This is a genomic window from Leclercia sp. AS011 (genome assembly GCF_037152535.1).
Taxonomy (GTDB): domain Bacteria; phylum Pseudomonadota; class Gammaproteobacteria; order Enterobacterales; family Enterobacteriaceae; genus Enterobacter.
This window is the reverse complement of the sequence record NZ_JBBCMA010000010.1, coordinates 1-22,976: the sequence shown is the minus strand read 5'-3', so window position 1 is coordinate 22,976 and position 22,976 is coordinate 1. Positions and strand designations below refer to the sequence as shown.

Here is a 22,976-nt window from a genome sequence, read left to right as displayed (position 1 = left end):
ACAGTTCTGCTAAAATATAATCCCGGCTGATTTAAGCACCCAATTTATACCTAACCCCTTAAATTAACTTTGAAATAAAAGCCTGTTACCCCAGGCTGCATCCACCCTACCAACCCGCATCACGCCTGGTTCCTTTGCCGCACCCCTCACCTGTATAACGTCTTCAATATCGCTAACTCTTTATTAACCAGTGCTTAATTTGCGCTTTTAATACTTTCTGGCTATATCCAATTTAGTCAATCCGAAATTGTTACCAATATTAAAGACAAGGATTTTACTGCCGAAAAATAGATCCCCAATCGCCTTACCCCCTGAATACCATGGGCAAAAATCCGCTGCCACCATCGTTTTATCGGCAGCTCTTAATAACTTTTAAATAATTACCCTGGGTCATTGTTCAAAATAAACAGTTTCCCTACGGGTGGCGCTCAATCTGCGCAATAGAAATGGCCTAAACCGCTCGCCATTTCATTGCACTCTGCCGGGAGTAATACACATGAGTAAGATCACTGTCATCTCCAAACTGACGCACGTGGAAACGGTAACAGACGGATCGCAGGTGACGCTGAACGATGCCTCCATCGTGAAGATCAACGCCGAACGCGCCGACATTCTCAACTATGAACGCAGCGGTAACGACCTGATCGTTAAGCTGACCGACGGCGAAACCCTGACCCTCAAAAATTTCTTTGTTGCCGGTGAACAGGGGATCAGCCAGCTGGTGCTGGAAGAGAGTAACGGCGCCCTGTGGTGGATTGCCGATCCAATGGCGGCAGAGAGCTACCAGTCGATTGCCTCCGTTGATGCCCTGCTGGCGGGCACCGCCACCGCGTCAGCCGGTGAGGCGGCGATCTGGCCGTGGGCCCTGGGTGGCGTGGCGGTGGCAGGCGGCATCGCGCTGGCCGCAGGTGGCGGCGGTGGCGGTGGCGGCGGCGGGAGCGACAGTGATAATGGCAGTGGAAGTGGCAGTGACGGAGGCAATGGCAATGGCAGTAACCCGACGCTGCCGGGCACCAATCCGAACGACACCACGCCGCCGGGCGCAGCAACCAACCTCAGATTCTCAGCCGATGGCACCCAGCTTAGCGGGAGCGCCGAGGCCAACAGCACCATCACCGTTACCGATGCCAACGGCAACGTCATCGGCCAGGGCCAGGCCAACGGCAACGGCGAATTCACCGTCGATCTCGGCAAGCCCTATACCAACGGAGAGACCCTGACCGTGACCCCGACCGACGGGGCAGGCAACACCGGACCGGGCACCCCGGTGACCGCCGTGGATACCACGCCGCCCGAGGCTCCGACGCTCAACAGCGTTGTCGATGATGTGGGCAACGTGACCGGATCGCTCACCAGCGGCCAGACCACCGATGACGCCCGCCCGACCTTTAGCGGCAGCGGCGAACCGGGCAGCACCATCACGGTTTACGACAACGGCGCAGCCATCGGCACCGCGCAGGTCAACAGCGACGGCAGCTGGACCTTCACCCCGGCCACCGCGCTCGGCGAAGGGGCGCACCAGATCACCACCCGGGCCACCGACGGCGCGGGCAATACCGGTCCGGCCTCGCCGGCCTTCAACTTTACTGTGGATACCCTCGCCCCGAATGCCCCGTCCGGCGTGACCATCACCGACACCACCGGGACGGTGCAGGGCGTCCTCACCGCCGGGCAGACCACCGATGCCAACCGCCCTGCCCTCAACGGCACCGGTGAACCCGGCAGCACCATCACCATCTACGACAACGGTCAGGCCGTGGGCCAGACCACGGTGGGCACGGATGGCAAATGGAGCTTTACGCCAGACACGCCGCTTGCCGATGGCCCCCACGTCATCACCCTGACGGAGACCGACCTGACGGGCAACACCAGCGATCCGTCCGCCCCGTTTGCGTTCACCATTGACCGCACGCCGCCGGACCAGCCGACCATCAGCCTGATCCCGGGCGGCACCGAGGTCACCGGCAGCGCCGAGCCAGGCAGCACCATCACCATCACCGACGGTAACGGGAATGTGATTGGTACCGGCCAGACCGATGCCAACGGCGACTACCGGGTTCCCCTCGACGAGCCACAAACCGAAGGGGATACCATTAACGTGGTGGCCTCCGATGCCGCCGGAAACCAGAGTCAGCCAATCAGCGCCGTGGTGGGCGATGTCACCCCGCCTGATGCGCCGACCGACCTGGCGATCAATCCTGAAGGCTCCATCGTCACCGGTAAGGCGGAAGCGGGCAGCACCGTCACCATCCGCGATGGCGACGACGTGATTGGCAGAGGGGTGGCCGGCACGGACGGCAGCTTCGAAATTATCCTCACCACCCCGCGCCTGAACGGCCAGGATCTGGCGGTTACCGCCACCGACGCCGCGGGCAATACCGGGGAGGAAGCCAGCGTGACCGCCCCGGACGTCACCCCACCGCAGGCCCCGGTCATCACCAGCGTGGTGGATGACGTGGAGGGCATCACCGGCGTGGTCCGCGACGGGCAGATCACCAATGACACCCATCCTGTCATCACCGGCACCGGCGAACCGGGGGCGACCATTTACATCTACAGCGGCACGGACCAGGTTGGCTTTGCCGAAGTGGACGCGGACGGCAACTGGTCCACCGAGCTGCTGCTGATTGATGACGGCGGCTATGTGCTGACAGCCCAGGCCGTTGACCGCAATGACAACCGCAGCGAATCCTCCGGCAGCTGGACCATCATCATCGATGCCACGCCACCGGCTACCCCGGCGATTACCCAGGTGATCAACGATCTGCCTGAGACCGCCGTAGCCATCGGCGACAACGGCACCACCAACGACAACCGCCCGACCCTGTACGGTACGGGCGAAGTGGGATCCACCATCAGCATTCTGGTGGATGGCGTGGAAGTGGGCACCGCCCAGGTCGGCGACGGCGGGGCGTGGAGCTTTACCCCCGCCACGGCGCTGGAAGATGGTCAGCACGCGATCACCACGGTGGCAAAAGATGCCGCCGGTAACAGCAGCCCCGCCTCCGGGACCTTTACCCTGACCATTGATACCGTCGCGCCCACCGTCCCGGTCATTACCCGCATCGAAGACAATACCGGCAGCATTCAGGGGGATGTGACCAGCAACGTGCCCACCGACGAAACCCGTCCGGTGATCCACGGCAGCGGCCCGGCGAACGCGCAGATCAGCATCTACGAAGGCACCACCCTGCTCGGCACCACCACCAGCAACGGGGAAGGCATCTGGAGCCTGCAGCTTGCCACCCCGCTGGTTAACGGCACCCACGTTCTCACCGCTACCGTTAGCGATGCGGTGGGCAATACCGCCACCTCCGACAGCTTTAACCTGGTGGTCGATACCCTCGCCCCGGGCACGCCGGGCATTCCGGCGATCACCGTCAACCCTGAGGGCGGTGCGGAACAGACCCTGACCTCCGGCGGCAGCACCCGGGATACCACCCCAACCCTGAGCGGCACCGGGACGGCAGGTGATATCGTCACCATCTACGACGGCACCACCAAAATCGGCGAAACCACCATTCCGCCGGGGGGTAACTGGAGCTGGACGCCACCGGCAGGATTGCCGAATGGCACCTACGATCTCAGCCTGACCGTGACCAACAAAGACGGCGCGGGCAACGAGAGCGCCCCGTCCCAGCCGGTATCCATCACCATTGATACCGACGCCCCGGCGCAACCTGACGCGCCGGTAGTCACCGATAACGTCAGCGAAATTACCGGCCCGGTGGGCAACAACGGTGCCACCAACGACACCCGTCCGGTGCTGAGCGGCACCGGCACGCCGGATGACGTGATCAGCATTTACGACCAGACTGAGACCGGCAACGTGCTGGTGGGCGAAGTGGTGGTCGACATCAACGGCAACTGGACGTGGCGCGCCGAAGAGCCGCTGGCGGAGGGGACGCACGGCTTTACCGTCATCGCTACCGACCCGGCGGGCAACGCCTCGGTGGTATCGGACACCATCACCGTGACCGTCGACAGCCTCGTGCCGGAGATCCCGGTGATTGCCAGCGTCAATGACACCCTCACCGCGGGCAGCAGCACCAACGACACCACCCCAACCGTCACCGGCACCGGCGAAAACGGCACCACGGTGATCCTCTACAGCAACGGCATTGAGGTGGGTCGCGGGCTGGTCAGCAACGGCACCTGGACCATCACCGCCAGCGCGCTGAAGGATGGCCCGACCACCCTGACCGTGGCGGCGCTGGATGCCGCCGGGAACGCCAGCAGCGCCGGTAGCGATTTTGCCTTTACCATCGACACCCTGCCGCCGGGCAACCCGCAGCTGCTGGAGATCTCTGACAGCACCTTCGTCAACGGCACGCTGTACGCCAACAGCAGCACCCCGACCCTGAGCGGTACCGGCGAGCCGCTGAGCACCATCACCGTCTCGGTTGACGGCAATCCGCTCGGCCAGGTGCAGGTCAACGAGCAGGGGCAGTGGACCTTCCCGCTGCCGGCTGGCAGCGCCCTGCCGGATGACACCCACACCATCACCCTGGTGGCGAGCGACGCGGCGGGCAACACCAGCGAAAGCAGCCCGGTCAGCGTGGTGATTGATACCGACGCGCCGGATGCGCCGGTGGTCACCGAGGTCGTCTCCGGCGGTACGCCGCTGACCGGCACCGCTGAAGCAGGCGCCACCATTACGGTGCGTGGCCCGGACGACGTGGTGCTGGGCACCGGCGTGGCCAACGCCCAGGGTCAGTTCTCCATCGCCCTGACCCCGCCGCAGTACAACGAAACCATCCTCAGCGTGGTGGCGAGCGATGCGGCGGGCAACGCCAGCGATCCGGTCGACTTTAACGTCCTGCCAACGCCGCAGCTCCCGGACGTGCCAACGATCGACGCCATCCTCGATGACAACGGCACCGACGGCAGCATCAACGTTAAAGGCGGTAGCTCCAACGACGCCACCCCGACCCTCAACGGCACCGCGTTCCCGGGCAGCCTCGTGACCATTTACCAGGACGGCAGCACCACGCCGCTCGGCACCGTCACCGCTGACGCCACCACCGGGGCCTGGTCGTTCCCGATCGCCACCCTCGTTGAAGGCAGCCACAGCTTCAGCGTCACCGCCACCGTCGACGGGGAGACCAGCGGCCAGTCGCCGGAGGCAACGGTCACTATCGATCTCACCCCACCGACCGCTCCGGCCTTTGGCAGCGTGGTGGACGACGTCGGCCCGCTGACCGGCACGGTAGTCAGCGGCAAAGCCACCAACGACGATCTGCCGACCTTCAACGGGACGGCCACGCCGGGGGATGTGATCCGCCTTTACGCCGACGATACCCTGATCGGCACCGCCACGGTGGGCAACACCGGGGCCTGGAGCATCACCCTGACCGCGCCGCTGGATGACGGCACCTACGCCCTGACCCTCAGCGCCACCGATCCGGCCGGCAACGAAAGCCCGCGCTCGGAGCCGTTCTCCCTGGTGGTGGATACCACCGCGGGAGAAGCGGTTATCACCGGGGCCAACGATGACGTCGGGCCGGTCACCGGCAACGTCGCCAACGGCGGCAGCACCAACGACAACACCCCGACCCTGACGGGCACTGCGGAAGCCAACAGCAGCGTCGCCATTTACGACGGCATTAAGCTGATTGGCACCGTCACCGCCAGCAACACCGGCGCCTGGACCTTCACCCCGACCAGCGTGCTGGCAGAAGGTCAGCACGTCTTTACCGTCGTCGCCACCGACAGCGCGGGCAACGTCAGCCCGATCTCCGGGGCCTATATTCTGACCGTTGACATGACCCCTCCGGCCACGCCGGTGATCACCCTGGTCAATGACGACGTGCCGGGCAACACCGGCCCGTTGAGCAACGGCCAGATCACCAACGATGTGCGTCCGGAGCTGACCGGCACCGGCGTGGCGGGCAGCACCGTCCACATTCTGGATAACGGGATCGAGATCGGCACCGCGCTGGTCAGCGCCAGCGGCAGCTGGAGCTTCACCCCCACCCGCGATCTGGCCCCGGGGCCACACGATCTGCGCGTCAACGCCACCGATGCGGCGGGCAACGTCTCCGGCACCTCACCAGCGTTCTCGCTGAACATCGACAGCACCGCCCCGCTGGCACCGGTTCTGCTCACCGCGGTGGATGACGTCGGCACCGTGACCGGCACGCTGAACAGCGGCGATGTCACCAACGACGCGCAACCTACCCTCACCGGCAGCGGCGAGGTGGGCGCGACCATCCACATCCTTGTCGACGAGGTGGAGATCGGCACCGCGGTGGTCAACGCCTCGGGCAGCTGGACCTTCACCCCGGAGACGGCGCTGGAGGACGGCACCCGCAGCATCCGCTTTACCGCCACCGACGCCGCCGGGAACACCGGCCCGGCCAGCGCGCCCTTTATCCTGACGGTCGACACCCTGGCCCCGGCCGCGCCGACGCTGACCGCCATCAGCGATAACGTGGGCAGCATCCAGGATCCTATCACCGCCTCCGGCCAGACCACCGATGACACAACGCCGACCCTGACAGGCCAGGCTGAAGCCAATTCCCGCGTGGCGATTTACGATAACGGTGCCCTCGTCGCCACCGTGCAGGCCACTGAAACCGGCGACTGGAGCTGGACCCCGACCACCGCCCTGAGTAACGGCAGCCACACTTTTACCACCAGCGCCCGGGACGCGGCGGGCAACCTCAGCGAAACCTCTCCGGGCTTCACGCTGATTGTCGATACCCTGAAACCGACCCCGCCAACCATCGCCCTGGCGATTGACGACGTCGACCCGGTGACCGGCCCGCTCACCAGCGGCCGCACCACCAACGACCAGCAGCCAGTGCTCACCGGCACCAGCGAACCGAACGCCGTGGTGCGCATTTTTGCTGATGACGTGCTGGTCGGCGAAGGCAAAGCAGATGCCAGCGGCAACTGGTCAATCGAGGTGAATACGCCGCTGAGCGACAGCCAGCACAGCTTCACCGCGGTGGCGATCGACGCCGCAGGCAACGCCAGCGATCCGTCCGCCACCTTCACCCTGACGGTAGATACCCAGGTGCCGGTTGCGCCGGTGCTGGTCTCGGTCACGGATGATGTGGGCACCGAAGTGGCCCTCACGAACGGCCAGCTGACCAACGACGCCAGACCGACCCTTAGCGGTACGGCGGAAGCGGGCACCACGGTGAACGTTTACGACGGCACGACCCTGCTGGGCAGCGCCACCGTCGGGGCCAACAACGCCTGGACCTTCACCCCGCAGAGCCCGCTGGCCGACGGAACCCACACCCTGACGGTGACCACCACCGATGCGGCAGGTAACGTCAGCCCGCCGACCACCGGGTTTGTGATTAACGTTGATGCCACCGCCCCGGTCGCCCCGACCATCACCTCGGTGGTGGATGACGTCGGTTCGGTGCAGGGTCCGGTGCTCAACGGCAACCCGACCAACGACACCCGTCCGACCCTCAACGGCACCGCCGAAGCCAACGCCATCGTGCGCATTTACGACGGCCAGACTCTGGTGGGCGAGACCCTCGCTAACGCCCAGGGCCAGTGGACGCTGGATCAGACCACCGTCGCCCTCAACGATGGGGTGCATAACTTCACCGCCATCGCCGCCGATGCGGCGGGCAACCTCAGCCCGGCCTCGCCGGTAACGTCGATTACCGTCGACACTATCGCCCCGGGGGCCCCGGACAGCTTCACTCTCCTCAATAACGGCACCACCCTTACCGGGCGTGGCGAAGCGGGCAGCACCATCACCGTGCGCGACGGCAACACCGTGATCGGCACCGGGGTAGTGAGTGAAAACGGCAGCTTCTCCCTCACCCTCACCACGCCGAAAGCGAACGGCGAACTGCTGACGGTCACCGCCACCGACCGGGCCGGGAATACCGGCGCGGAAGGCCAGATCACCGCTCCGGATACCACCCCAGCGGCGGTTCCGGTCATTGTGGACGTGATTGACAACGTGAGTGCCAATACCGGCACCGTTATCGACGGCCAGATCACCAACGATTCAACGCCGCTGATCCGCGGCACCGGTCCGGCCAACACCACCATCGAGATCTACAGCGGCGCGGATCTGATCGGCACCACCCGGACCAGCGCGGAAGGAACCTGGGAGATCCAGCTCACCGCCGCGCTGCCTGACGGCGGCCACGTTCTGACGGCGCAATCCGTGGATGCTGCGGGCAACCACAGCGCCGCCTCCAACAGCTGGAGCATCCTGGTGGATGCCACCGCCCCGGATGCCCCGGCGATCACCTCGGCGATCAACGATCTCTCCGGCAGCCCGGTGGCAATTGCCAACAACAGCCCGACCAACGACACCCGTCCAACCCTGAACGGCACCGGGGAAGCGGGATCCACCATCAGCATTCGGGTGGATGGCGTGGAGGTGGGAACCACTCAGGTGAACGCAGGCGGGGTATGGACCTTCACCCCGGAGGACGCCCTCAGCGAGGGGCCGCGCGTGATTACCGTGGTGGCGACCGATGCCGCCGGGAACACCGGCGAGCCGTCTGAGCCCTTTAACATCACCATCGACACCGTGCCGCCTGCCGCCCCGACCATCACCCTGGCAGTGGACAGTACCGGCAACGTCACCGGCGACGTGGTCAGCGACCAGCCGACCGACGAAACCCTGCCGCTGATCCGCGGGACCGGCCCGGCCAACACCCTGATCAGCCTCTATGAAGGCACCACCCTGCTCGGCACCGCCACCACCAGCGCCACGGGGGCATGGAGCATCCAGCTCACCACGCCGCTGGGCAACGGCACCCACGCCCTGACCGCCACGGCCAGCGATGCGGCGGGCAACACCGCCACCTCCGGCACCTTTAACCTGGTGGTGGATACCGTGGCCCCGGCCACCCCGGGCATTCCGGACATCACCGTCAACCCTGACGGCAGCGGCGAGACCCCCATCACCGGCGGAGGCAGTACCCGCGATACCACCCCAACCCTGAGCGGCACCGGGACGGAAGGCGATATCGTCTCCATCTACGACGGCACCACCAAAATCGGCGAAACCACCGTACAGCCAGGAGGAACCTGGAGCTGGACGCCGCCAGAGGATCTGCCGAACGGCACCTATAACCTCGTGCTGATCGTGACCAACAGTGACGGCGCGGGTAACGAAAGTGCGCCGTCGAATCCGGTAACCATCACCATCGATACCGAGGCGCCGGACGCACCGGGGCTGCCAGTGGTGACCGATAACGTCAGCGACATTACCGGCCCGGTGGGCAATAACGGTGCCACCAACGACACCCGTCCGGTCCTGACCGGGACCGGCACGCCGGATGACGTGATCAGCATCTACGACCAGACCGAAACCGGCAACGTGCTGGTGGGCGAAGTGGTGGTGGACATCAACGGCAACTGGACGTGGCGTTCCGACACTCCGCTGGCCGAGGGGGATCACAGCTTCACCCTCACCGCCACCGATCCGGCGGGTAACGTCTCGGAGGTGTCGGATGCCATCACCGTGACCGTCGACAGCCAGGTGCCGGATACCCCGGTCATCACCAGCGTGGCTGACAACGTCGGGCCGGTCACCGGCACTATCACGGCGGGCAGCAGCAGCAACGATACCACCCCGACCGTCACCGGCAGCGGGGAGAACGGCACCACGGTGATCCTCTACAGCAACGGCATTGAAGTGGGCCGCGGGCTGGTCAGCAACGGCACCTGGACCATCACCACGCCGGTGCTGAAGGATGGCGTGACCACCCTGACCGTGGCGGCGATGGATGCCGCCGGGAACGTCAGCGAGGCGGGCAGTCCCTTTGCCTTTACCATCGACACCGTGCCACCGGCGATCCCGCAGCTGCTGGCGATCTCCGACAGCACCCTCGCCAACGGTGCGCTGTACGCCAACAGCAGCACCCCGACCCTGAGCGGCACCGGCGAACCGCTGAGCACCATCACCGTGTTTGTTGACGGCCAGTCTCTGGGCCAGGTGCAGACCAACGCCCAGGGACAGTGGACGCTCCCCGTCGCCAGCGGCACCCCGCTGTCCGATAGTCCGCACACCTTGACCCTGGTGGCAACAGATGCCGCGGGCAATATCAGCGAAGGTAGCCCGGTGAACCTCGTCGTTGACACCCAGGCGCCGGGTGCGCCTGCGGTGACCGGCATTGTCTCCGGCGGTACGCCGCTCACCGGCACCGCCGAAGCGGGCTCCACCATTACGGTACGTGGCCCGGACAACACGGTGCTGGGCACTGGCGTCACCAACGCCCAGGGGCAGTTCTCGGTTGCCCTGACCCCGCCGCAGAGCGATGCGGTGACCCTCAGCCTGACCGCCAGCGACGTGGCGGGCAACGTCAGCGGCCCGGCAACCTATAACGTTCCGGCCACCCCTGCGCTGCCGGACGTCCCGACCATCGATGCCATCCTCGATGACAACGGCACCGGCGGCAGCGTCAACGTCAAAGGACTCAGCTCCAACGACGCCACCCCAACCCTGACCGGGACGGCGATCCCGGGCAGTCTGGTGACGATTTATCTCGACGGCAGCACCACGGCGCTGGGCACCGTCACCGCCGATGCCACCTCCGGGGCCTGGTCGTTCCCGGTCTCCGCCCTCGGGGAAGGTAGCCACAGCTTTAGCGTCACCGCCACCGTCAACGGCCAGACCAGCGGCCAGTCGCCGGACGCGACGGTCAATATCGATCTCACTCCACCGGCGGCCCCTGCACTGGGTACGGTGATTGATGACTTGGGTACCGTCACCGGCGCGGTGGTCAGCGGCAGACCGACCAACGACAACCAGCCAACCCTCAACGGCACCGCCACGCCGGGGGATGTGATTAACGTTTATTCCGGCGACACCCTGCTGGGTAGCGTCCCGGTAAGCACCACCGGGGCCTGGAGCTTTACCCTGCCTCAGGCGCTGGACGACGGCACTTATACCCTGACCCTCAGCGCCACCGATCCGGCGGGCAACGAAAGCCTGCGCTCGGATCCGTTCTCGCTGGTGGTGGATACCGTCTCCGCTGCGCCGGTGATCACCGGGGCCAACGATGACGTGGGGCCGGTCACCGGCAACGTGGTCAACGGCGGCGTCACCAACGACAACACCCCAACCCTGTCGGGCAGCGCGGAAGCGGGCAGCAGCGTCGCCATCTATGAAGGCACCAGACTGCTCGGCACCGTGGTCGCCAACGCCAGCGGGATCTGGAGCTTCACCCCAACGGTAGTGCTGGCGGAAGGCGAACACAGCTTTACCGCCATCGCCACCGACACCGCAGGCAACCTCAGCCAGCCTTCCGGAGCCTATACCCTCACCGTCGACATGACCCCACCGGCAACCCCGGTGCTGGTCAGCGTTAGCGACGACGTGGCGGGCAATACCGGCCTGCTGGTCAGCGGGCAGCTCACCAACGATGCCCGTCCGGAACTGACCGGCACCGGCGTGGCGGGCAGCACCGTGCATATCCTCGATAACGGGATCGAGATCGGCACCGCGCTGGTGAACGACACCGGCGGCTGGAGCTTTATCCCGACCAGCGATCTGGCCCAGGGGCCGCACGAACTGCGCGTCAGCGCCACCGATGCGGCGGGTAACGTCTCGGGCACCTCGCCCGCGTTCTCCCTCAGCGTTGATACCGTGGCTCCGCTGGCCCCGGTTCTCAGCAGCGTGGTGGATGACGTCGGGACCCTGACCGGCCCGGTCAACAACGGCGGCATCACCAACGATAACCGGCCAACCTTCAACGGCACCGGCGAGGCGGGCTCGACGATCCACATTCTCGTCGACGGGCAGGAGATCGGCACCGCGGTGGTTAACGCCGCAGGCAGCTGGAGCTTTACGCCTGACACCCTGCTGGAAGACGGGCTGCGCAGCGTGACCCTCACCGCCACCGATCTTGCCGGCAATACCGGTCCGGCCAGCGGGGCCTTTACCCTGACGGTGGACACCCTGGCACCTGCGGCACCGACTATCGTCTCTGCCGCCGATAACGTGGGCACCATCCAGAACCCGCTTACCGTCTCCGGCCAGGTGACGGACGACCCAACCCCAACCCTGTCGGGCCGGGCTGCCGCTAACGCCACCGTGACGGTGTATGACAACGGCGTCTCCCTCGGCACGGTGCAGGCCAGTGCCGCAGGGGACTGGACCTTCACCCCGGGCACCGAACTGGGCAACGGCAGCCACACCTTCACCGCCAGCGCCACCGACGCCGCAGGCAACCTCAGCGAGGCCTCGGCGGGCTTCACGGTGATTGTCGATACCCTGAAACCGGTCGCCCCGGTCATCGCCTTGGCCCAGGACGACGTGGGCACCCTCACCGGCGCCCTGACCAGCGGTCAGCGCACCGATGACACCCTGCCGGTGCTGACCGGTACCAGTGAACCGAACGCCCGGGTGCAGATCTTCGAAGGTCAGACCCTGCTCGGCACCGCTACCGCCGACGGCAGCGGCAACTGGACGCTTGCGCTGACCACGCCGCTCACCAATGCCCAGCACAACTTCACGGCGGTGGCGACGGATGCGGCTGGCAACGTCAGCGATCCGTCCGCCACCTTCACCCTGACGGTGGACACCCTGCCGCCAGCGGTGCCGGTGCTGGTCTCGGTGGTGGATGATGTTGGCACTGTGGTGTCGCTCACCAGCGGCCAGCTGACCAACGACGCCAGACCAACCCTTAGCGGTACGGCGGAAGCGGGCTCGACGGTGAACGTTTACGACGGCGACCAGCTGCTGGGCAGCGTGGTGGCCGACGCCAACAGCGCCTGGAGCTTTACCCCCGCCACGCCGCTGGCCGACGGCCTGCGTAGCCTGACAGTGACCGCCACCGACGCGGTGGGCAACGTCAGCCTGCCGACCCCAGCCTTTAACCTGAACCTTGATGCCACCGCCCCGGGCGCGCCGGTCATCACCTCGGTGGTGGATGACGTTGGCTCAATCCAGGGCCCGGTGCTCAACGGTAACCCGACCAACGACACCCGTCCGACCCTCAACGGCACCGCCGAAGCAGGCGCAACGGTGCGCATCTACGACGGCACCACCCTGGTGGGCCAGGTGACGGCCAACGCCCAGGGTCAATGGACCCTGGCCCAGACCACCACCACGCTGACCGACGGGGTGCATAACTTCACCGCAACGGCGACCGATGCGGCGGGCAACCTCAGCGCGGCCTCGCCGATTACCTCGATCACCGTGGATACCGTCGCGCCGGGAGCGCCGGGCGGCTTCACCGTGCTGAACAGCGGCGGCCAGGTCAACGGTACCGCCGAGGCGGGCAGCACCGTGACCATTCTCGGCACTGACAACGTGACGGTGCTGGGGACCGGCGTCGCGGATGCCAGCGGCAAGTTCAGCATCACGCTCTCCACGCCGCAGGTTAATGCCGAGCTGCTGCACGTCTTTGCCACCGACCGGGCCGGTAACGCCGGGCTGGCGGTGGATCTGCGGATGCCGTACTCGCTGGTGCCGAACCCACCGGTCATCACCAGCGTCAACGACAACGCGGGCAGCATCATCGGCAACCTGCTGAACGGCCAGAGCACGGACGACACCACCCCGACCCTGACCGGGACCGCGCAGCCCTCTTCCACCATCACCCTGTATGACAACAACGTGCTGTTAGCCACGGTGACCACCAACAGCGCCGGGGTCTGGACATACACGCCAACCGTGCCGCTGGGGAATGGCCCGCACGCCTTTACCGCCACCGCCGGCAATGCGGTGGGCACCAGCGCGGTAACGCCACTGAGTTCGATTGTGGTGGATACCGTCGCGCCGGGCACGCCGCAGGGGACCTTCAACGCCGACGGCAGCGTGCTGAGCGGCACCGCGGAAGCGGGCAGCACCATCACCCTGCTGCTGAGCGATAACAGCGTGGTCACCACCACTGCCAACGCCCAGGGCAACTGGAGCTACACCTTCCTCGACAAGCAGTCCGAAGGGGAGCGGATCACGCTTTCGGCCACCGATGCGGCGGGTAACACCTCCGTTACCGGGACGGTGATCGCCCCTAACCTGCCGCTGTCGGCCAGTGACAACGTGGTCGGTCTGGCCCTGACCACCACCGCCACCACCAGCACTGCCCAGTACAGCGACTACGGCGTCCAGCTGGTGGGCGGCGTCGGCAACGTGCTGTCGCTGCTGGGGGAAAACTCTGCCCAGGTGACTTTCACCGTACCGACCGGCGGCAGCGCGGATATGGAGATCAACGCCAGCGCCAGCGGCATCGTGCTCTCCCTGCTCAACACCCTGGAGATCATTGTTCAACGCTGGAACGGCACCACCTGGACCACCGAAGTGGATACCGGCCTGCCGCAGTTCGCTAACCTGCTGACCCTCGGGTCCAGCGGCGTGACCCTGAACCTCACCGGCGTGCCGGGCGGGCAGTATCGCGTTCTGAGCTACAACTCCAACCTGCTGGCGACCGGGTCCTACACCAGCCTCGATGTGGACGTCACGCAAACCACCGCGGGCACCCTCACCGGCGCGCTGGTGAAAAACGGTAACGTCATCACCGACACCGATCCGGTAAGCGGCAGCGACAGCGCCCCGAACGGCACGGTGGTCACCAGCGTCACCAACGCCAACGGCGTCACCGTCAACGTGGCGGCTGGGGCGGCGGGCACCACCATCAACGGGCTGTACGGCACCCTGACCCTGCACGCTGACGGGAGCTATACCTACACCCTGACCAACACCAGCGCCTCGGTGCTGGGCCGGACCGATACCTTCGTCTACAACATCGCCGGGAAAGGGGCTACGGACGACGCCCGCCTGATCATCACCCTCGGCGAAAACACGGTGCGGAACAGCGTGACGGCGGTGGACGATACCGCCTCGCTGACCTTCAACACCCAGGTACAGGCCATCGACTACGGTACCTCGAGCCAGAGCGGCTACACCGTGGTGGGCGTCAATCTGGGCAACGTGCTGAACCTCAACCTGCTGGACGACCGCAGCGAGACCATGAAGTACAGCGTGGCGGAAGGCACCACCCGCACCATGACGATTCAGGGTTCTGTGGGCGGGGTGGCGCTGGCGTCGGTGTTTGATCTCTATATCTACAAGTTCAACCCGGCGACCCAGAGCTATGAGCGGATGCGCACCGAGGCTGGCTGGCTGCGCGCGCCGCTGCTGGGCGGCACCTCGGCACCGCTGACCCTGACCCTGCCGGCGGGGGATTACATCTTCCTGATGAACACCGTCTCGGGGATCACCGCCCTGACCGGCTACCAGATCAACGTGTTGCAGGATCATGTCTACGCCGTCACCAGCACCACCGCCGCCACCACCGGCGACGTGTTGCAGAGTGACATCCTGCCGGCGGGCTCGCATGTCACCCAGGTGAACGGGGTCAACGTGAACGCCACCGGTACCACCCGCATTGAGGGGCAGTACGGCACCCTGACGATCGACGCCGACGGGAAATACACCTACACCCTGCGGGCCGGGGTGGGCGCGGACCACATCAGCACGCCGGACACCTTCGTCTATACCGTCACGGCTCCGAATGGCGATAAGGACACCGCCTCGCTGAACATCACCCCAACGCCGGTAGCCCTGGATGCGGTCAACGACGTCAGCCGCGAGCTGAGCGTCGATGCGACGCACCCGGTGGCGGCCTATCGGGATGATACGGTGGGTAACGCCACCTGGAACGCGGCTCTGCTGGCCTCCACCTCGGGTTCAGGCAGCGGGACGTTTGTGGTGGGGGCCAACACCGCCCTGCACGACGTCGTGCTCCACTTTAACGTCGCTTCCCTGCTGTCGCTGGGCGGTCTGAACGTCAACTGGACCATTAGCGGGCCAGGCGTCACCAGAACGGGATCCTTCAATGGCGGTCTGCTGTTGGGCGGTGTGGCGACCATTAACGTCACCGGTCTGGATCTGGACGCCGGGACCTACACCCTGAGCTTTACCGGGTCGATGGGCCCGCTGGGGTTAGGCCAGATCTCCATCACGCCGTACGTCACCGGGACCACGGTGTTACTCAACAATGAGCTCACCAGCGCGGGCCACACCGTCACCGGCAATATCTTTGACGGCACGGATTCCGGCGGCGTGCTGGATCAGCTCCATTCGGTGGACAGCCGTCTGAGCGTCACCAGCTATACCGGCACCGTCACGACTCTGGATCCGTACACCACCGCTAATGCCACCGCCAACATTCAGGGGCATTACGGCGTGCTGACCATCGGGGTGGATGGCCACTACAGCTACACCCTGAACAGCGGCGTCTCGCTGGCTTCCATGACCACTAAGGAGACCTTTACCTACAAACTGACCGGCGATAACGGCACCACCGATACCGCCACCCTGACCATCAACATGGCACCGAAGTTCGTCAGCTCCGAGCACAGCGATACCTTCACCGGTAGCGCCTATGGCGACACGCTGATTTACCAGGTGCTGAACAACACGGCAGGTAACGGCACGGCGGGCAACGGCAGCAATGACCACTGGACCAACTTCTCGCTGGCACAGGGAGACAAGATCGACATCAGCGATCTGCTGGTGGGCTGGAACGGTAGCAGCGCCACGCTGGGTAACTATCTGCACGTCACCAACAGCAATGGCAATACCGTGATCTCCGTCGATCGAGACGGAGCGGCAAATATTTACACAAATACTACACTGGTAACATTGGATAACGTTCAGACAACCTACGAGGAACTGGTTAACCAACAACATATCATTACCCAATAGCGCTAATAACAAGGCCCGGGCTCACGTCGCCCGGGCCAGACATAATAAAGTTGTTCAGTTTTTTAGGGATAATGCCATGAACAAAGTACCTTGCTGGTGGCTAGGGTGCTGCCTGTTGTCCGGGCAGGCCCTGGCGGCCGACTCGCCTGCGGTCATTAGTTTTGGACAATTACGTGAAAACCAGGAGCTCCCCGCCCTCAATGGACGGGTCGCCCTGCCGACAAGCCAGGCCGCGCCCGGCACCTTAACCCTGGGCGATGCGGTGACGCGCGCCGTCAACTGGCACCCCACCATTCAGGAAGCGGTGGGCAAACTCTACGAACAGATCCAGCAGGTGGATGTTGCCAAATCGAAGTACTACCCGCAGATCAGCGCCGGGATCAACAACGGCTACAGCAACAACTCCAGCGATACCGGCTTTACCCCCTCGGTAGTGCTCTCCCTCTCCCAAATGCTCTATGACTTCGGCAAGGTTTCCAGCCAGGTGCGGGCCGAAGACGCGGGCGTGGTGCAGCAGCAGGCCAACGTCCTGCTGAGCATCGATACCATCGCCCGGGATACCGCCACCGCACTGGTGCAGGTGCAGATGTGGCAGCAGATGGTGGAGACCGCCGAAGAGCAGCTTGAGGCGCTGGGCGGCATCGGCAAACTGACGCGCCAGCGTAACGACGAAGGGGCCACCTCGCTCTCCGACGTGGTGCAGACCGATGCCCGTATCGAAGGGGCACGCGCGCAGCTGATGCAGTATCAGGCCAACCTCGACAGCGCCCGCGCCACGCTGATGAACAACCTCGGCTGGAGCAACCTCAACGCGGTCAGCAACAGCTTCCCGGCTAAACTGGCCCAAAGCTGCGACATCAAAGAGCCGGACGACCGGCTGGTGCCCGCGGTGCTCTCCTCCTGGGCGCAGGCCAACGTGGCCCAGGCCAATCTGGACTACGCCAACGCCCAGATGACCCCCACCATCTCGCTGGAGCCGGAAGTTCGTCACTACATTAACAATCGCTATCCCGGCCACGACACCCTGGATAAGACCCAGTACAACGTGTCGGTCAACGTCGAGATGCCCATCTACCAGGGCGGCGGCCTGAGCGCCCGGCGCAACGCCGCCAGCCATGCGGTGGAGGCAGCCCAGTCCAACGTGCAGCGCACCCGGCTGGACGTGCGGCAGAAGTTGCAGGAGTCGCGCAGCCAGGTGATGAGCCTGATGAGCACCCTGCAGATCCAGTCCCGCCAAGAGACCCTCAGCCAGCGCACCCGTGAACTCTATCAGCAGCAGTATCTGGATCTCGGCTCCCGCCCCCTGCTGGACGTGCTGAACGCCGAGCAGGAGGTCTACCAGGCACGCTTTACCCAGTGGCAGACCGCCGGACAGCTGCACCAGCTGCAGATCAACTGCCTGTATAACACCGGGCGGATGCGCAACGCCTTCGACCTCGAAAACCACACTATTCAGTCAGTGGAGATCCAGCCATGACGCGAGACGATATCCTTCACGAGGAGCCACTGACGCAGGAGGCGCTGGAGCACTGGGCGCAGGCGTTTGGCTATGTCGCCACCCGCTACCGGGTGGCCTGCTCTCCCGGCGCGCTGGTGGCCGGTGCCCCCTGGCTACAGGGTAAAAGCAAAACCCCGGCCCTGACCGGGCTGGCCCGGGAGGCGGGGCTCTCCTTTCGGCTGCTGAATAACGGTCAGGAATCCCTTAACAGCTGGCGGCTGCCGGTGGTGGTGGAGCTGAATGACGGCAAGATCGGGGTGATTGAGCACTTCGACGGCGAAGATATGGTCGACGTCTGCTTCTTTGACGGCAAGGCCCAGACCAACCGCATCTCACTGGCGAAGATGCTACCCGCCATTCATCAGGTGGTGGCCCTGCGTCCGCTGGCAGCGTTAAAAGACAGCCGCGTGGATGCTTATATCTCCAAATATCGCCCGGACTGGCTCTACCGCCTGGTGATGCGCGACCTGCGCCCCTACACCTACGTGATGCTGGCGGCATTGTTCATCAACCTGCTGTCGCTGGCCGGGATTTTGTTCTCGATGCAGGTCTATGACCGGGTGATCCCGGCCCAGTCCTACCCCACCCTCTACGTGCTTACCATCGGGGTGCTGATCGCCACCCTGTTCGGCTTTATCCTGCGGCTCGCCCGCAGCCACATTATGGATCTGCTGGGCAAGCGGGCCGACCTGCGCGTCTCGGACCGGGTGTTCGGCCATGCCCTGCGCTTGCGCAACAGCGCGGTGCCCCGCTCCACCGGCAGCTTTATCTCCCAGCTGCGCGAGCTGGAGCAGATCCGCGAGATGGTCACCTCCTCGACCATCTCGACTATCGTTGACCTGCCCTTCTTCTTCCTGTTTGTCGGCGTGCTGGCGATCATCGCCCCGTCGTTGGCGTGGATCGCCCCGGTGGCGGCGGTGCTGATGGTGCTCCCGGGCCTGCTGTTGCAGAAAAAGCTGGCGGCGCTGGCGAAGCAGGCGGCCCATGAATCGACCCTGCGCAACGCCGTGCTGGTGGAGAGCGTGCAGGGGCTGGAGGATATCAAGCTGATGCAGGCGGAGAACCGCTTCCTGCAACAGTGGAACAGCTACGTGCAGATCACCGCCGAGTCGGGGCTGAAAACCCGCGAACTGACCCAGGGCTTAATCAGCTGGGGGATGACCATTCAGAGCCTGGTCTACACCGCGGTGATCGTGGTGGGCGCGCCGATGGTGATCGAAGGTGAAATGACCACCGGTGCGGTGGTGGCCGCCTCGATGCTGGCCTCGCGGATGATCGCTCCGATGGCGACCCTGTGCGGCGTGCTGGCCCGCTGGCAGCAAGTGAAGGCCGCCAAAGAGGGGCTGGACAATATTATGCAGCTCCCGACCGAGAACCAGCGCGAAGAGACGCCGATCCGCCAGGACGTGCTGCGCGGTCACTACCTGTTCGAGCAGGCGCAGTTTGCCTATGGCGGCGACGTGCAGAACCCGGCCCTGCGCATCAACCGGCTGGAGATCAAACCCGGCGAGCACGTGGCGATCCTCGGACGTAACGGCGCGGGCAAATCGACCCTGCTGCAGGCGATGGTCGGCAGCATGGATCTGGTGGGCGGCGAGCTGCGCCTCGACAACCTCAGCCTGCCCCATCTCGACATGGCGGACGTGCGCCGCAATGTCGGCCTGATGAGCCAGAACGCGCGGCTGTTTTACGGCACCCTGCGGGAAAACATCACCCTCGGGATGCCGCGCGCCACCGACGAAGAGATCTTTGCCGTGCTGGAGATGTGCGGCGCCGCCACCTTCGTGCAGAAGCTGGCGAAGGGGCTGGACCATCCGATCATGGAGAACGGCGTCGGGCTCTCCGGCGGCCAGCGGCAGTCGATTTTGCTGGCGCGCATGTTCCTGCGCGATCCCAACGTCGTCCTGCTGGACGAACCGACCGCCTCGCTGGATGAACACACCGAGCGCGAGTTTATTCAGCGCCTGAGCCAGTGGCTCGGCAACCGGACCCTGATCGTCGCCACCCACCGGGTGCCGATGCTGGAACTGGTGGAGCGCGTGGTGGTGCTGAAAGAGGGGATGCTGGTGATGGATGCGCCGAAAGCCCAGGCGCTGAGCAACAGCCGGATGCAGCAGCAACAGCAGGCGAATGGCCGGGAGTGGAAAAATGAAAATCAATCAGCATGATGCCGCCGCGATGGACGACCTGGATAACGCCCTCGGCTCCGAGAGCGGCTATACCGGGGCCAGAAGCATTGTCATCTTCAGCCTGCTGCTGTTTGTCATCGCCGGGGTGTGGGCGTGGTTCAGCATCCTGGATGAGGTCTCCACCGGCACCGGGAAGGTGATCCCCAGCTCCCGCGAGCAGGTATTGCAGTCCCTCGACGGCGGGATCCTTGCCGAGGTGAAGGTGCATGAGGGGGATCAGGTGCAGGCCGGTCAGGTGCTGGCGCGCCTCGACCCGACCCGCTCAGAATCGAACGTCGGGGAAAGCGCCGCCCGCTACCGGGCGTCGCTGGCCTCCAGCGCCCGTCTGCACGCGGAGGTGAACGATCTGCCGCTCTCCTTCCCGCCCGAGCTGGCGAAATGGACCGATCTGATCGCCGCCGAAACCCGGCTCTATAACTCCCGCCGGGAGCAGCTGGAAGACTCCCGACGCGAGCTGCGCCAGGCGCTGGAGCTGGTCAATGCGGAACTTGCCATCACCCAGCGGCTGGTGAAAACCGGTGCCGCCAGCCACGTTGAAGCCCTGCGGTTGCAGCGCCAGAAGAGCGACCTGGAGCTGAAGCTTACCGACCTGCGCTCGCAGTATTACGTTCAGGCCCGGGAGGCGTTGTCCAAATCCAATGCGGAAGTGGATATGCTCTCGGCGGTGCTGAAGGGGCGTGAAGACTCGGTGACCCGTCTGACCGTCACCTCCCCGGTACGCGGCATCGTGAAGAACATCAAGGTGACCACCATCGGGGGCGTGATCCCGCCGAACGGCGAAATGATGGAGATTGTGCCGGTGGACGATCACCTGCTGATTGAAACCCGCCTCTCGCCGCGCGATATCGCCTTTATTCACCCCGGGCAGAAGGCGCTGGTGAAGATCACCGCCTACGATTACGCCATCTACGGCGGGCTGGACGGCGTGGTGGAGACTATCTCGCCGGACACCATCCAGGATGAGGCAAAACCGGAAGTGTTCTATTACCGGGTGTTTATCCGCACCAGCCAGGATTATCTGGTCAATAAAGCGGGCCGCCACTTCTCCATCGTGCCGGGGATGATTGCCACGGTGGATATCAAAACCGGCGAGAAATCGGTGATGGATTATATGATCAAGCCGTTTAACCGGGCGAAAGAGGCGTTAAGGGAAAGGTAAAGATTGCAACAATGCCGGGTGGCGGCTGCGCCTTACCCGGCCTACAGGATTTCCTGAATTAAATACTCAACGGGAAACTCAATCTCACCGTCATGACAAACCAAATTGCAATTAGAATAAAAAACGCCCCAATATGGGAGGACAATGTCCTGTTAAAAAACTTATCAGGATCTTTTTTAACCAAAATAGCCGCCACCAATCCATCGATAATAATCAGTAGTATTAAGAAAGCCATCAACAGATGGAAAGTAAGATTGGGTAGGGAAAGAAGCGCCCCTAAATCACTCGCGGCAGTGGTAAAGGGTATAAGGGCTAAAGCAAAGGGGGGAAAGAGTGCATTAACTCTTTTTTTCAATGCAGCTTCTTCAATGTTATTTGAAATCGTCTGTTTGAAAATACCCCATCGGTCCCAGTAGGTGAATAGAATCACGATGGTCACCATACCTAAGTTAAGCCAGGCTCTGAATAAACTCATTGCGTTAGCGACTTTATCAGGGTTCTCTGGATAACCAAGGTGTTCGTTTATCCAGGGCTCACATCCCAGATAGGCACATAGCCAGCCAATTAAAATAATTAATAAAGCGCCATTCAAACGACTCAAATTTAAAAACGTCTTCTTTTCACTTTTATTTTCCTGATGAGTAGCTATCGCTTGCGAACACATCTCCGCCTGTTGTACAGGCGCTGCTTTAGCGACAGGAGACCTCTTTGTTGTACTGCCTTGTCTTTCCCATCCTTTTCTCTTGTGCGTCACTTTACTGCTCCCTTAAAAATATTTTAATGATCCTTTCACAGTAATTATTAATCTTCACCTGCCATTTATAGCAGCAACAGGACACAAAGCCGCTGTAAGGCGGCTTAATCATTTTCAACGAAACATTAACGGCAACGATTCGTTAATCTTCTGCGCTGGAGATGCCTCTGGCGTTGCGCGAGGCGCAATAAAATCAGGATTATTGATCGCATTATTGGTAGCCAGATTCAGCGCGCAGTTCATTTCGAACAGGAGGTTCTCTTGGTCAGGCACACTGCTGCTCTGCAAATTTTGCACGCAACGTCTAACCCGTATCAAATTTTCAGCAGTGCGCAGGTTCGCCAGCTTGAACGCCTCCGCGTTCTCACCCAGGGTCTTCATCTGCCCCCGGCTCTCTTCTAGCGCCGTTTCAAGTTTATCTACTTCATTGGAGAGCCGGGAAACCATGATGAAGAGTATGGCGATCCCTACCACGACAGGAACGATTAACCACCATGACAGAAACATGTGCGTAACCCTGGAAGAGAATGAACGTAGTTAAAGTCTTATAGCTGGCTAATTAAGTTCAATAATAGAAATGCATGAGTTTGGTCGTTGCGCGCTCGACGCACTTCGTAGGCCGATGTGATGGACACCTCCCACCTTACGGCATCAGAGTGCCAGACTGAGGTGTTAACTTCAGTTCCCAGGGGGAGGTGTCCACATGAATATTAAACGTATTGGCC

Annotated in this window: 6 protein-coding genes; 4 read left to right on the top strand and 2 right to left on the bottom strand. The window is 63.5% G+C overall.

Features of this window, described 5'->3' with window-relative positions; genetic code table 11:
• Nucleotides 1-496 precede the first annotated feature (496 nt).
• From WFO70_RS21605 to WFO70_RS21590, 4 genes are all read left to right on the top strand, one after another.
• A complete protein-coding gene (locus tag WFO70_RS21605; protein WP_337019231.1) occupies nucleotides 497-16,651 on the top strand; it encodes a BapA/Bap/LapF family large adhesin in 16,155 nt (5,384 codons plus the stop codon).
• Nucleotides 16,652-16,727: 76 nt separating this feature from the next.
• Nucleotides 16,728-18,128: a TolC family outer membrane protein gene (locus WFO70_RS21600; RefSeq protein WP_337019229.1), complete on the top strand. Its 1,401-nt coding sequence runs from the start codon at nucleotides 16,728-16,730 to the stop codon at nucleotides 18,126-18,128.
• Nucleotides 18,125-20,317, top strand: a complete 2,193-nt coding sequence (locus WFO70_RS21595; protein WP_337019227.1) for a type I secretion system permease/ATPase — start codon at nucleotides 18,125-18,127, stop codon at nucleotides 20,315-20,317. The genes WFO70_RS21600 and WFO70_RS21595 overlap by 4 nt, the downstream gene beginning before the upstream one ends.
• A gap of 10 nt (nucleotides 20,318-20,327) precedes the next feature.
• Nucleotides 20,328-21,497 (top strand): HlyD family type I secretion periplasmic adaptor subunit, encoded by a 1,170-nt coding sequence (locus WFO70_RS21590; protein WP_337019303.1) that lies wholly within the window; start codon nucleotides 20,328-20,330, stop codon nucleotides 21,495-21,497.
• A 58-nt stretch (nucleotides 21,498-21,555) separates the two neighbouring features.
• Here the strand turns inward: WFO70_RS21590 and WFO70_RS21585 are convergent, their stop codons facing one another.
• Together WFO70_RS21585 and WFO70_RS21580 are read right to left on the bottom strand one after the other, a co-directional pair.
• Nucleotides 21,556-22,251: a hypothetical protein gene (locus tag WFO70_RS21585; RefSeq protein WP_337019225.1), complete on the bottom strand. Its 696-nt coding sequence runs from the start codon at nucleotides 22,249-22,251 to the stop codon at nucleotides 21,556-21,558.
• A gap of 114 nt (nucleotides 22,252-22,365) precedes the next feature.
• Nucleotides 22,366-22,758, bottom strand: a complete 393-nt coding sequence (locus tag WFO70_RS21580) for a hypothetical protein (RefSeq protein WP_337019223.1) — start codon at nucleotides 22,756-22,758, stop codon at nucleotides 22,366-22,368.
• Between the last annotated feature and the right edge of the window lie 218 nt (nucleotides 22,759-22,976).